This window comes from Kibdelosporangium banguiense (assembly GCF_017876405.1).
Lineage (GTDB): Bacteria > Actinomycetota > Actinomycetes > Mycobacteriales > Pseudonocardiaceae > Kibdelosporangium > Kibdelosporangium banguiense.
On the sequence record NZ_JAGINW010000001.1, the window covers coordinates 6,001,937 to 6,015,087 of the forward strand.

Genomic DNA, 13,151 nt, shown 5'->3' on the forward strand with positions numbered 1-13,151 from the left:
GGTGAACCCCGAACGAACGGCCCATTCGCACCGACTCACCCCTGGAACCCCCCCGATGATCATGCACCCTCGGTAGACTGGAGCGGGGACGCCCCCCGGGTTGGGTGGGGGACTGTCTATATGTGTTGGGGCGGTGGGGTTTAGTCGGAGTCGATCGCTGGTGTGTGGTCGCTGTTGTGCTGGAATAGGTGGGGTCATTCTCTTGTGGAGGTTCAAGGTGGTCGTCAGGCTCCAGGTCTGGCGTGCCCGGTCAGCTCCCCCGGACGCGAACCCAGCCCCGGTTACCGAGCCCCAGAAAGCCAATAGCGCGTCAGTGCAGCAGAGGTCGGGTCTGAGTGTCCTCACCCTCGGTCGGCCCGGGCGGAGCCTGATCACACAAGTCCAGGGCACCGCAGCGCAGCGGCGACCAGCCCAAGCCCGGCGCGCCCGAGCGAAACCCGGCCCGAACTGGTGTCCCCTTCTCAGGGAAATGCATCAACGCCCCAAAGGCGCCGGCGGTCGGAAGCGTGCGGTGTCCTGGGCTTGTGTGGTTACCCTGGGGCAGGCCGTAGTTCGTTCTTAGGGTGTTAAGACATGAGCGGACTACGGGTACATCTTTGCAGGTCAGAGCGGTTGTCGGTGGTCAGGTCTAGGCTGATCATCAACGTTGTTGATCTGCGGGGGGTGCAGAGATGAGCAAGGGGTCAATCGCGCGTTTGCGCATGATGAAGACGATGCCGACGCTGCGCGGGATTCGGTATCTGCGGGCGTCGCATGATGGGCAGGGGCGGGAGGCCTCGGTCGAGTCGCAGGAGGACGAGGGAGAAGAGTTCTTCCAGCAGTTCGGCATTGAGCATGTGGCGACGTTTTGTGACAACCACTTGAGTGCGTCGCCGTATGCCACCGAAGAACGACCGGAGTTCATTCGGTTACGTGCCGCGCTGGAGGCCGGACAGGCGAACTTGGTGTGGACGTTTGATCATGCCCGGATGCTGCGTGACCTGAAGGTCTACACCCAACTGCGTGACCTGTTGATCGAGGTGGGGTGTTACTGGGCTTACGGGGGCCGGATCTATGACATGACCGATCCGGCGGACAGGCGGGCGACCGCACGGGACGCGGCCGAGGCTGAGGGCCAGTCGGACACGATTTCGATCAACGTCAAGCGGGGTGTGAAGCGCAAGGCACGCGCGGGGGAGCCAGCCGGACCGGTCGCCTTCGGGTACCGCGTGCACTACGACCCCGAGACCGGTGACTCGCTGGGGTGGCTGGTCGACGAGGACCAGAAGGCCGTCATCCGGGAAATCGTGAACGACTGTATGGCGGGCAAGCCGTTGACGGCGATCGCGCGGAAACTGAATGAGCGTGGTGTGCCGTGCCCGCGTGACCGTCGGTGGGACGTGCGGCTGATCCGCAACCTGGTCGACGAGTACAAGCATGCCGGGGGCTGGGCGCGGCTGCTGGCAAGGATGGAAAGCGACGACTGCCGGGCGTTGGCGGAGCGGGTGGTGTCGCGGGTGCTGGCGGGCGAGACGCCGCGCAACGTGAGCAGGGAACTCAACAAGGACAAGAAGCCGTACGTGTTCCCCACGGTGTGGGACTGCCGGAAGGTCAAGAAGATCGCGTTGTCGAAGGCGGCGGCCGGTTTACGGCAGTACCACGGGCAGGTGTTGACCACGACCACCACGGACGAGGGCGGCAACACGGTGTCGGTGCCGGTCACGGTGACCTGGACGCCGATCATCACTGAACACGAGCACCGGACGTTGACCGCCCGGCTGACTCGCCAGGATCGCGGGAAGCTGCGCGACGGGCAGCGGGTGAAGTATTGGTGGTCGGGGATCGCGGAATGCGGCGTGTGCGGGGCACCGTTGAGCCGTTCCAAGGAGCGCAACGGCACCGGCCGGTATCAATGCCGCAAGACCGGGTGTGTCTCGCGGGATCAGGTACGGGTGGACGCGTGGCTGATGGAACAAGCGCTGTTGTTGCTGGAACGTCCGGACGCGGCGAGCGTTTTCCGGCTGGCCGAGCATGCCAGCAAGGCCGAGGAGGCTGAAAAGGAGGTCAAGACCCTCCGCGCTGAGTTGGAAGGGTGGCGCAATGCGGCCGGTGCGGGCAAGGTCAGCCCGGAGAGTTTCGCGTCGATCGAGCCAGCCTTGTTGGAGCGTTTGCAGAAGGCCCAGGAACGCGTGGACCGTGCGACGGTGCCACCGATCTTGTCCACTGTGATCGGACCGAATGCGCGTGAGGTGATGGCCCAACTGGACATCACGCAGTTGCGGACCGTGCTGCGCACGATTATGCGGCCACAGATCCACCCTACGAACCGCCGAGTAGTCAACGGTCTGGACACTACGACGATCGATCCGGGGTTCCGGTTCACGCCCCGGCCCGTTCCGACCGACGGCGCCGACGCAGCCGCCTGAAACACTGCAAAGAGAGGCCCGGCCCCCTGGCAGGTGGGGACCGGGCCTCTGTGGCGTTAGGGGTTTGCCTGCTGGACGGTGAGCTGTTGGACAGTAGGGCGGAAGATGTCGCCCAGAACGTCGAGCTGTTCAGGGTTCAGGGGTGGCGCGGCGTCGACGTTGGCCTGCGCGGCGGCTAGTTCCTCGGCGGTGAGGATCGACCGCACATCCAGCACACTCAGCCTGGTGGTCATGCGGCCTCGCTGTCGGTACTGGTGATCAGGAGGCGGCCGTGGTGGTCACGTGGGTCGGCCAGCGGGGTGACCTTCGGCTCTGCGGTGAGGGTGATGCCGAACGCTGCAAGCAGGGTGATCACGGCGGTGATGATGCCGGTTACGGCGTCGCCCTGACCGCCGGTGAGCAGGCCAGAGCCGACCAGCCCGGACACCAGGGCGGTCAGGCCGCCAACGATGGATGCGGCGACGCGTAGCGGGCGGGGACGTGAGGTGGTCATGGTTGTGTTCCTCAGTTTTCTGGGTAGGAGATTGTCCAAATAGGCGTAGAGGTGGACGAAGTCGCGGACACTGGCGCTGGCGAGCCAGCCCGTGAGCACTAGGGCGTAGAACCACAGCGCCATGTGGGAGGTGTCGGGGTCGATCGCGGGTATAGGTGGCCAATGCGGTACGAGGTGGGTAATACTGTGCGGGTGGCGAAGCACTCGACGAGAACGCTCGTGGTTGTGAGTGTGGTGTGCGGGATTGTGTCCACTTGGTCAGAAGTGCTTGCTGGCTTTGACTTTCCGCTATGGCTTAGGGTCGTATTCGGCACTGTGGCCGGTTCAACGATTGGTGTTGTGATAGCGGCGTCGCAGGGGCGCGGCCCCTCTTCAAAAAAACTTCGTAGTGGTGCTGCACCAGTGCACCAGCGCACCAGGACGGGTGCTCTCTCAAAAATCTTTGCGTCGCAACGTTGTGTGTAGGCAACCCAGGTGTCGTACTGCTATCTTCAGCAAGACTCGCTATGAAGTTCTTTGATCTTGACGCTTACGGCAGTCGCAGTACCTGGCCTGGGAAGATCTTGTTTGCGTCGGGGATTCCGTTGATGCGCTGGAGTTCTTGCCAAGTGGCTCCGAACCGTGCGGCGATCCCTGACAGGGTGTCGCCACGCACTACCGTGTATGTCCGCTGTGCGGGTGCTCTGCCGGAGATCCTGAGTACCTGGCCTGGGAAGATCTTGTTTGCGTCGGGGATTCCGTTGATGCGTTGAAGTTCTTGCCACGTGGTGCCGAACCGTGCGGCGATCTCCGACAATGTGTCGCCAGGTACCACGGTGTAGGTGTTGTCACTCGGCCCTGGCGGCGGGGACGGCACCGGGGGCGCGCTGGTTCCGCCGAGCGTCAGCATGTCCAGTGTGAAAGCGCCGACGGTCGCGTTGCGATCGACGTTGCCGGCAACTCCTGGAACCGTTCCCTTGCTGGTGTGCTGATGCAGCGCCAGGCGATCGTGGGACCAGCCGGGGTTACCTGGGTTGCCGTTGTAGCGGGCAATCCACAGGTACACGTCGCCGTCGGCCCATTCGCCAGGCCGGAGAACGTTGCGCCACCAGTCCAAGTTCGCGTAGATCAGGATCTTGTTCTGGCCGCTGGCGATGCGGTATCGGCGGATGAACGCGGCTACGAACGAGTTCGCATTGTCGCGCAGTTCCGCGGCCTCCATGTCGAGCATCGGGACCAGCGAACCGTTGCCGAGCAGGCCGTGTCGCTTCAGGTTGTCGCAGAAACGGTCGGCCTGTGCGTCGACGTCGAGATCACGGGCGAAGTGGTAGCCGCCAGGTCTGATGCCGGCGGCGCGTGCACCCGCGACGTGTCCACCGGCGGCGGGGTCGACCATGATTGTCGATTCGGTGAGTTTGATTGATACGTACTGGATTCCGTTGCCGCGCACGGCGTTCCAGTCGGTGACGGTGTTCCAGTGCGACACGTCAATGCCGTAGTCGGTCAATGTCTTCTCCTCTTGTTGGGCATGCCATATGCCCCGCAGCCGGGATGGTGCGGGGGCGGCGGGCTATGGGTCAGTGCGACCGGTCGTTGTGGCCGCAGGAATCGGCTAGTCTGGATTCTTGCCGTCGCGAGTCGTGGAGCCTGTAGCCAGCAATCCAGTCAATTGGCTGCTGCGTATGGGAACTGAGAATCGTGACGGACGCTTGTGTTGAATAGAAACACGTTTGGGTGCTGGACAGTGAGCGTGTCTGTGGCGGACCATGTGGCCGTGGACCGCTCATTCACGGTGACTATCCAGGGTGAGGGCTTGTCGGATGACGACTACGCGCGTGCGGCGCTGTCGTTGTGGTACGCGTTGTGGAGTGTCGGGTTGGGTGATCGCGCGGTTGTTCATCCTGACTCGCCAGGTGTGGACGAGGCGGTGAACCGGCAGTACGACGAGATGGCCGAGCATTGCCCGTGGGCGCCATAGACCTCCGGTTATGGATTGGGATTCTGCGGGTTGTGAGGACGGATGGTCAGCTCGTCCACGAGTCCATCTGTTGTGGACAGTCGCCGAGTGATTCCCACGATGGACGCCTTTGTCGTGGTGGGATAGGTGAGGGTGACCGTGTCGGTGAGTGCGCGGCGTGGGTCGCCGAGAACGGGGATGCGGTCGTAGACGGCGGTTGGTTGGGCCAGTTCGTCGAGCAATGTCCCAGCGAGGGCCTGAAACGGTTCGACACGTTGCCGCCACGGTTGCGTGGCCAGGTCGAGCGACCGGCGCCGGTATCGAGCAATCGACGTCGCATCAGTGACGGTGTCGGTACGGACCGGGTCGGCGGTTACCAGTGTCCCGGATACACGGAACGCTGGCCGGGGCGTTGCCTCGTTGGTGGCCAGCCGGATAGCGAAGGCGTTGAGGTTGGTGATGAAGATCCGGGCGGTAGTGCCAGTCAGTCGCCGTACCGAGACTGCCACACCGCTGGTGACCTCCACTGTGGGCTGATCCACTCGGCTTGCCACGAACCCGCTGCGAACTGTGTCGTTCCAGTTCGCGGTCGTGACAGCGCGGATGGGCCCGGTGGTGAGGGTGACCGATCCCTCCGGTAGCACCACTACCCGGGTGAGGCCACCGTTGGCCGCCACCACATAGGACTGCGGGTCGGTGGACTCGATCAACACGCTGAGATCACGGGTGTAGGCCGGGGTGGCTGAAATGGTGATCTCATTGCGGACGCTGTCCATACTGGTCGTAGCAGTGACTTCGGCCAGGTCACTTGTGGTGAGTGTCGCGGTCGGAGGCGCCGCGCGGCGAGTGGTGAGCGTGTTGCGGTTGAGAAAGGAAAACCGGCCCGACTCGTTGAATCCGGGCACGGCGTACTCTGCCGCCGCGACCTCTTTCAGCAAGTCCCACGAGTCTCGGCCTGCGATCGCGGGCAGGTAGGTCAGTTCGTTCAGGCCAGGCTCAATGTCAGCGGGCCGGATGGTGGGAAGCCGCGGCCACTCGCCCGTGTTGGGTGGTGTTGCCGACGACCAGACGTGCACGCCGCTGATAGGGCGGGGAACGCTGACAACGGCAAGCGCGGACGGGTATTCGCCGCCGCCGAGCAGGTTCACCGTGGCGCGGGTGGTGGCCGTGACGCCGTCCACGAACCAGGTAACCGTGACCTCGGTGGGTCGGGTGGGAACAGTGCCAGCGCTGAAGAGCAGGTGTGCGCCGATGAACCGCCACCGCACCGTGGCATCCAGGACGATGGGGCAGGTCACGGTGACGTCCTGGGGAATGATGTTGTGGATCACCACAGCGATACCGCCGTTGGGGTTCAGTGTGAGCCGGACCCACCGTTGGTCAGCGGGCTGGACTTCGACGAGGGGCGCCGTGGCGAGTCCTCCGCCGAGTGGCGCTCCGGCGCCGTGGTGAACCCACAGGCCCATCCCGAATCCGGCCCCGACGGTGAAGGTAACTTGCCCGTCGCCGGTATAGCTGGCCGTGTAGGGCGGGATGGGGCCGCCGCCGTTCGGGGCCAGCATCCCGTCCGGCCCGTCTGTCCATAGCGGACCTGTGTAGGTGCCGGTTGATCCGGTGGGTTGTCCGCCGAATCCGACTTCCGGGGCCAGTGAGCCATGTCCAGTGACGGCGAGGATCGCGCCCGGCATCGGTGGCGCGGAGGTGAGCAGGCCGTTGGCGCGTAGGACATAGTCAACGATCCATTGGCTGTTCATCCAGTACCGGTAGCCGTCGCCGAACCGGGCGAGTTGCAGCCCGTCCAGGCTGATGGACGGCAGGGTGATGGCTGCCCGCAGCCGCTCCGCTCCGTCGGCGGCGGTGATCTCGACGGCGCCCGTGGATGCCCGTGCCGTCGTGGTGCGGATGGAGCCGGTGAACTGTCGTAGCAGCACCGGCCCCATCCGGGTCCGCATACCGAGGTCGTAGCGCAGGCCGACCCCGGGCCAGGACGGGTTGCCGCTGTGGGGTGTGACGGCGTCGATAATCGATGTGCCGCCCAGGAAGCGGCCTTCCAGGCGGGCGGTCAGGCTGGCGGAGGCGTAGCCCTCGGTCAGGCTGGTGCCTTCCGGCAGGTCCCCGGTGATCGCCCGGTCGACCTGGATATCGGTAGCCAGCGAGGTCAGGTCAGACCAGGGGTGGCTGAAGGTGCCGTCGCCGCCGAGGTCGACGAGCAGACGCCAGACCGGTTCGCGCACAGGCTGGGCCAGGGCTTCGGCCAGTGCGTCATCCAGCGCGGGGTTTCCGGTCGACAGCATCGGCGACCTCCACTCACGACACGACGGTGGTTACTGCTGGGCACGGCGGGCTTGCGCAGCAGCGTCTTCAGCGGCCCGGCGTAGGGCGCGTTCGCGGTCGAGTTCGGTTTCCAGTTCGCCGAGGCGTTGTTCCAGGGCGGCCAGCCGGGCGCGTAACCCGGCTAGGTCCGCTTCGTGGGTGGCGCGGGCTTGGGCCAGCTCTGCGGCGTGGTCCTTGTCGCGCACGGCTAGGGCGCGTTCGTGTTGAACGCGGTCGCGGAAGTTCGAGGCCAGTAGGTAGGCGATCACCAGCACCAAGGCGCCGCTGATACCGATGGCCGGAAGTTGGTCCATGTGGCCGCTCCAGGGTGGTGTGGGGTGTGACGATCTCCTGCCGGGCGCCTGGGGGCGCGGGCAGGGACCAAGGGAAAAGGGGTGGAGAGTGAACCGCGTATTCGCTGCTGCGGTGGTGGCGTGTGCCGTCCTGACCGGCGGGTGCACCGGTCAGGCCGACGTCGGCGGCGGCGGTGGTGGCGGTGGTGGCACGCCGGCATCGGCCGTGTCCGGTGTGGCGTCTGCGAGCAGGCCTCCGGTGTTGTCCCGGGTGTTGGGCGAGTACGCCGGTTTTGGGTCGTCCTGCCAGAGCCACACTGACCCGGGTTGCACTCTTCGGTTCACCGTGACCAAAGTGTCTGAGTGCGCGGCAGGCGTGTCCCCGGGCGGGCCGCCGCCGCCGGGGACCCGTCGCAAGGTGGTGTGGCTGGAGGTCGCGACCGGTCCCGGTTTCACCGACTCCGCCGAGAGTCAGGACCTCGTCACGCAATTTACGTCCGTGGACTCCCGAGGTGTGACCTCGGGGACGATCCGGGCGGATTCCATGGGGCCGTGCGTGCCACGACATCAGCGGATCGGGCCGCCGCTGGATCACTGGCAGCCGGGCAAGAAGTACGCGGGCGGGGTCGAGGTGTTTCTGCCGGATGGCGCTGCCAAGATCGTGAACGGCAGGAACACAGTAGAGTGGTCTTTGCCGTAGGCGTTCGGGTATTGCTCTTAGTGTGGCTGTGCTGCGTGCTCAGCGACGTTTGAGCGGGCCGATCACAACGTCGAGGCCGAGGTGTTCGGTGAGGAGATGTTTGAGTTCGGGTCCTCCGATGAGTTGGATTCTGCCGTGCCGGTTTTTGAAATCCTCAGTTGCCTTGCCGAACCACGAGGTGGTCACGAGCACGCCGCGGCTGGCGCGCTTGTCGTCCATGACGCCGGCGAGCGCACGTATCGCCTCGACAGGGACTACCCCGCGGTAGCGCTTGGCTTGGATGACGCAGACTCCGCCCATGATCGGGTCTTCGTTGACCGCGATCGCGTCGACGCCGTCGTCGCGGGATGCCTGGGTGACCCAGGATTTCATACCCATCGCTTCGAACAGTTGCTTGACGAGGATTTCGAACTCGAACGGCCGCATCTCAACCAATACTGGTCGGGCGTCGAGCCCGGCTGCGGCGTCGTGCGCGTCGACCCTCCGGTACTTGGACAAGTCAGGGTCGAAGATCGGGCGAACCGCCTCGAGGTCCCATGGATGGAGCGAGATGAGCGCGTTGAGATGCCGGAGACACTCCGTGGGATCTAGTTCGTCGAGAACAAATTGCGCGAACTGCGCACGTGTTGCCGACACGCTGACCAGACAGGGACGTTCTGGTTGGCCTGTGGCTTTGTTGCGAGTGGACACGTGGCCGTTGACCGCCACCTCATCGACGACCTCCGTCGGATGGATGTCGAAGGCATCGCGCATGGTGCGCAGTACGAGTTGGGCAACCAGGTTGGCGTAGCGCTGCTTGATCTCCTTGGCTGGTCGAGGTTTGGCGGTGATCTCGTCACGGGTGCGGACATAGGTGTACTCGCGCGTTTCCGGGATAACGCCTACTCCGGGTAGATCACGGACGATCAGCAGCTTGCGGGCGTCGCCCTGATATGCCGTCTCCACATCAACGGGCAGATCATCCGGCAACGGCGACGCTTCAAGGAGCAGTTCGAAGTAGTCTTCAACAGCCCCGGGTACGCCTGCCGTGACGTCTCGCTCCAACTGGTCGACCTGAGTGTTGTTCTGCTCCACCTGTTGGCGCTGGGACGCTTCGGCTGTTGCGTGCCGGGACTTGGCTTGGGCGAGCGATGCTAGTCGGTGGCGCTCGTGGTCTTCGTGCTTGGCTTTTTCCTGGGCGAAACGTTCCTGAGCGTCCTTGACGGCGCGCTCATGGCTGGTCTTGCCGAACATTCGTCCTAAGCCTGTGGGTGGTGGGGGAGCGTACTGCTCCCAAGATGGTGGCTGCTTGGATGGGGCCACGCTGCCAGGGTTGAACGGCGTAGGTTTGTATGTCTGCCGAAGTTGCTTGAACGAGAACGTTCGGGGTTCGGTGCCGATGAGAATCGTGTCCAACTCAGCGAGACGCGCATTGACCCCTGCGGTCAATTCAAGGGCACGGGCCTGTTGCTCCTGTAGGTGCTGGGCTCGCTGCTCACGTATCGCCTGCGCTTCGGAGCGTTGGGCCGCTTGCTCGGAGCGCTGCTGCTCTCGCACGGCTCGGTCAGCCAATCGCTTCTGTTCTGCCTGAAAACGTCGCTCTGCAAGTTCCCGTTGCCTGCGTTGGTGCTCAAGCTCCGCGAAGAATCCGCGCTTCCGCGCCATATTCAACCCCGCCCTCGTGACGCCAGATCCGCCCTACGACATTAGTGGGCGGTCGTCCCATACGCTACATTGCTCGCGGATCTCAGCAGCCGTCTCTGATTGTCAATCGGCCGTTTGGTGTTCTCTAGCGAACTTATCGCGGTTCTTTTGCTTAAGCCTCTAGTAGGGTGAGCGTTGAGGCGTGGTATCCGTACTCGGGATAGGTGTCTGCAAGGGACTCCACGACGACAACCGGGCAGCCGCTGCCTGGACCCCAGGGCGACGCCGTTGTGGCGGCTTCGAGTTGCCACCCGGTGGTGGTGACCATCCCGGCTGGGCCGCCGCTGGGCACGTCGAGTCCGACCGCACACCCTGCTTGTCCTGTGTTCGGCGTGAGGGTGACCGCCAGTCGTTGGTACACGGCGGTCAGTCCGATGGCGGGACCGAACACCGGTGCACCGGCAACGCCCGCTGCGTCGAACGGCACCACCACCGCCCGAGCGGTGAGGCCCTCCCCTGTGGCGTAGATGGAAAGCGTGACCTGTTCACCGGTGATAAGCGGCACGCGGCCGGTGAGGTTGTCGCCGACGATCAACCGGCCGCCGGTCGTGGCCGGAATGGCCCACGTGATCGCACCGGCGGCGAACACCTCGGGCGGTGGAGTACTCGGCGTGAAGGTCACGGTTCCTTGTGTCGGGGTGAATCCGGCGATGTTGCGGAACCGGCTGCCGCCTGAGGATGCCTGGGCGGCGAGCCGGTTCTTGCGTTGCGGATCGATCAGGCGAAGCGGGCCGTCGATCAAACCGAGGTACAGGGCTTCCACGTAGGACAGTTCGTCGTGAGTGAGATAGTCCCATTGCAGTTTGTAGGTCCGCTTGTGCCCGAGGGTGTCTACCGTGGTGGTTCCGTTGAGCGATCGGTGGGTGGCGCCGAGCCTCTCGTTGGTCGCGTCGAGTCCTTTCATGGGGTCGCGCAGCTGGCGCAGCGCGCCGAGGCGTCCGAGGTAAAAGGGCATTGGGGTTCACCTCCGGGCGTTGGTCCGGGTGTCGAGCCGCACGTATCGGCCTAGGGAGTCATCCAGCCGCAGCCGTGCACCGGTCAACGCGATCCGTAGCGCCTCGGCGAGAGCTTCCGGGGTGACCGTGGCCCCGCCGCCTCTCGGGGCCGATGTGGTGGTGCCAGTGCGGGGAGTGAGGTCAAACCCCATCCTGTTCGCAGTCTCGGCGAGCAACGCTTGGCTGCGCGATGACCGGTTGATCGGAATGTACGCCTCGTCATCCTTCGCCCTGTCGCCGATGATCCGCCATGTGTTGGGCGGAACCATCGTGGCGCGACCGGCGGCCATCGGGGTGAGTCGGCCGCCGGTCGCGAACCGGAGGATGTTGCCGGCAGCGTTCATGGGCGGTAGCGGGAACGGGATGTCTCCGCCGCCTGCCGGCGGTTGGGTGACGATCCGCATGTAGATATTGATCCACGGTTCATTGCGCAACCGGTCGACGGCTGCTTGTGCCGCATGGACTTTCGGAGTCAGGTTGTCGTCCGCATCCAGGCGGATGGTCTTGCCCTTGAGGTTGAAGATGCTGTTTCCGGCGGCGTCGACCTGAACCGTGATCCCAGCGGCCGACAATGCGGTCTGGTCCATCGCGCCGATGGCTTGGCGCAGCGCGAGAGGCGCGTTCGTGCCGTAGATCTGAGCCAGCCGAAGGGTTTCCTCGTTCATCCCTTTGACCTTGGCGGCGTTGATGTCGGCCTCGACACCGCTGGTCACCAGGGACGCCTTGTAGTTGCCCGCCTGGGTGATGGCTTGCAGAATGGCGGAGTTCCATCCCTCTGTTGCCTGCTTGCCCTCCAGCGACGACGCGGTGTGCTTCTGCAGACTGCTGATCACGTTCTGGCGGGCTTGCTGCTCGGCGAGAATGCTTTCCCGGTACTGCTGTTGCGACCCGATCGCGCCGAAGACCGCCAGTGTCTGCTCACTGATGCGCTGGGTGTGCGTCTTGGTCGCGTCCGCGGCCTGCTTCTGCGCGCGGGCCTCAGCCTCCACCGCCTCGGAGAGATTGCGTTGTGCTCCAGCCGCGGCCTGCGAGGTCGGGCCGAACTTCCGGACGGCCTCGTCGTACTGTTCCTGGGCTTGTTTGACTCTCTGGGTGGCGGCTTCCACTTTGCTCATCGCAGTACCGGTGGCGTTGAGCTGCTGGTTGGTCTTCTCGGTGTCTTCGGAGATCAGTTCGAAGATGGCGCCCAAACCCACGACGGCGGCGCCGACCACGGGGATCGCCCCGCCGACCTTGCCCAGAACACCGCCGACTTTGCCCAGGGCACCAGTGGCGGTCCCAGCTCCGGCGCCGAGTGTGCCGCTGGCGGCGGCAGCTTCCTTGGCACGGCTGGCGAAACCGGTCAACGCGGTGGCTGCTGAGGCGACGCCCGCGCCGATCCCAGTGAACAGTTTGAATGACGCGGCGACGCTCAGCGCGATACCGGCCAGCGGCCCGAGCACGCCTGACAATGGGCGGATCACGCCGAGTACACCGGTCAAGATGTTGAGCACGCTGCTTGCGGTCGCAGACAACACCGGCAACGCACCAGCGGCGAGGCTGGACACTGTGGAGGTCAGTGCGGAGAACAGTTCGCGCAGATCACGCAGGACCGGGGCGCCGGAGGTGGACAGTTGCGCGAACAGGGTTCCGGCGAACCCCAGTGTGTCCTGGACGATTCCGCCCACTTCGGACAGTGCTTGCCCTGCGGACGGCGCGGCGGTGCTGATGTTGCTGAAGAAGTCAGACACGCCGGTGCCTGTTTGCTCGGCCAGGGAGCGCAGGCCTTCAAACACTGGCTGTGAGGAGGCTACCGCTTCCTTGACCCCGGGCATCGTGTTGGACACGAACCCGGTGAACCCCTCGGTCAGGGTCTCGATCCCTGGGCCTACCAACGAGAACAGTTCGCGGAGATCAGGCTGGATTGACCGGAACGATTCCGACAGTTGCCCGGCGACGTTCTGGAACACCGGGATCAGAGGCTGGGCAGCTTCGGTTGTTCCTTGGCGGATCTCGTCCCAGAGGCCGCCAAACGACGCCTTGAGCTGGGCGTTGTTGGCCAGCGCTGCCGCGCCCATCCCGCCGAACGCGAGAGTCAAGCCCGCCAGCGCGCCCCCGACGGCTGTGCCCGCTGCTGCCGCCCCTGCGCTGACCCCGGCCAGGCTCTTGATCGACAGGGAACCGAACGCGTTCAGCTTGTCGTGCGCCCTGTCCGCCGAGTCCCCCACGCTGTTGAGCGCTGGTGAGCCACGGTCGATGCCTAGGATGGTGAAGATCAGATCTCGCAAGGGGTTTCACCCCTTGCGGCGTCATCCGGTTTTCACGTCTGCCAGTCGTTGCTCAACGAGATCAAC

General features: G+C 64.7%; 11 protein-coding genes. 3 read left to right on the top strand and 8 right to left on the bottom strand.

The genetic code is table 11. The annotated features are described in order from the left end of the window. Nucleotides 1-671: 671 nt before the first annotated feature. A complete protein-coding gene (locus JOF56_RS28295) occupies nucleotides 672-2,405 on the top strand; it encodes a recombinase family protein (RefSeq protein WP_209642525.1) in 1,734 nt (577 codons plus the stop codon). Between the two features lie 56 nt (nucleotides 2,406-2,461). Here the strand turns inward: JOF56_RS28295 and JOF56_RS28300 are convergent, their stop codons facing one another. From JOF56_RS28300 to JOF56_RS28310, 3 genes are all read right to left on the bottom strand, one after another. Beyond that, nucleotides 2,462-2,638: a hypothetical protein gene (locus tag JOF56_RS28300; RefSeq protein WP_209642526.1), complete on the bottom strand. Its 177-nt coding sequence runs from the start codon at nucleotides 2,636-2,638 to the stop codon at nucleotides 2,462-2,464. Continuing rightward, the gene (locus JOF56_RS28305) at nucleotides 2,635-3,021 is read right to left on the bottom strand and encodes a hypothetical protein (RefSeq protein ID WP_245378433.1); all 387 of its coding nucleotides are present in this window, start codon (nucleotides 3,019-3,021) and stop codon (nucleotides 2,635-2,637) included. The genes JOF56_RS28300 and JOF56_RS28305 overlap by 4 nt, the downstream gene beginning before the upstream one ends. Before the next feature lie 406 nt (nucleotides 3,022-3,427). Continuing rightward, nucleotides 3,428-4,384: a LysM peptidoglycan-binding domain-containing protein gene (locus tag JOF56_RS28310; protein WP_209642527.1), complete on the bottom strand. Its 957-nt coding sequence runs from the start codon at nucleotides 4,382-4,384 to the stop codon at nucleotides 3,428-3,430. Between the two features lie 267 nt (nucleotides 4,385-4,651). Here JOF56_RS28310 and JOF56_RS28315 point away from each other — a divergent pair, with 267 nt between their 5' ends. Beyond that, nucleotides 4,652-4,855, top strand: a complete 204-nt coding sequence (locus tag JOF56_RS28315; RefSeq protein ID WP_209642528.1) for a hypothetical protein — start codon at nucleotides 4,652-4,654, stop codon at nucleotides 4,853-4,855. An 8-nt stretch (nucleotides 4,856-4,863) separates the two neighbouring features. Here the strand turns inward: JOF56_RS28315 and JOF56_RS28320 are convergent, their stop codons facing one another. Beyond that, nucleotides 4,864-7,128, bottom strand: coding sequence for a hypothetical protein (locus JOF56_RS28320; RefSeq protein WP_209642529.1), 2,265 nt, complete (start codon nucleotides 7,126-7,128; stop codon nucleotides 4,864-4,866). A 30-nt stretch (nucleotides 7,129-7,158) separates the two neighbouring features. Continuing rightward, complete coding sequence (locus JOF56_RS28325; protein WP_209642530.1) at nucleotides 7,159-7,461, bottom strand: hypothetical protein; 303 nt, start codon at nucleotides 7,459-7,461, stop codon at nucleotides 7,159-7,161. 88 nt (nucleotides 7,462-7,549) lie between these two features. Here JOF56_RS28325 and JOF56_RS28330 point away from each other — a divergent pair, with 88 nt between their 5' ends. Further along, nucleotides 7,550-8,140 carry a hypothetical protein gene (locus JOF56_RS28330; RefSeq protein ID WP_209642531.1) on the top strand — a complete coding sequence of 197 codons (591 nt, stop codon included), beginning with the start codon at nucleotides 7,550-7,552 and terminating at the stop codon, nucleotides 8,138-8,140. A 39-nt stretch (nucleotides 8,141-8,179) separates the two neighbouring features. Here JOF56_RS28330 and JOF56_RS28335 read toward each other — a convergent pair whose 3' ends face one another. The 3 genes from JOF56_RS28335 to JOF56_RS28345 form a co-directional block, all read right to left on the bottom strand. After that, nucleotides 8,180-9,373 (bottom strand): restriction endonuclease, encoded by a 1,194-nt coding sequence (locus JOF56_RS28335; RefSeq protein ID WP_209642532.1) that lies wholly within the window; start codon nucleotides 9,371-9,373, stop codon nucleotides 8,180-8,182. A gap of 562 nt (nucleotides 9,374-9,935) precedes the next feature. Continuing rightward, nucleotides 9,936-10,778 carry a hypothetical protein gene (locus tag JOF56_RS28340; protein ID WP_209642533.1) on the bottom strand — a complete coding sequence of 281 codons (843 nt, stop codon included), beginning with the start codon at nucleotides 10,776-10,778 and terminating at the stop codon, nucleotides 9,936-9,938. 6 nt (nucleotides 10,779-10,784) lie between these two features. Next, nucleotides 10,785-13,085 (bottom strand): hypothetical protein, encoded by a 2,301-nt coding sequence (locus JOF56_RS28345; RefSeq protein WP_209642534.1) that lies wholly within the window; start codon nucleotides 13,083-13,085, stop codon nucleotides 10,785-10,787. Between the last annotated feature and the right edge of the window lie 66 nt (nucleotides 13,086-13,151).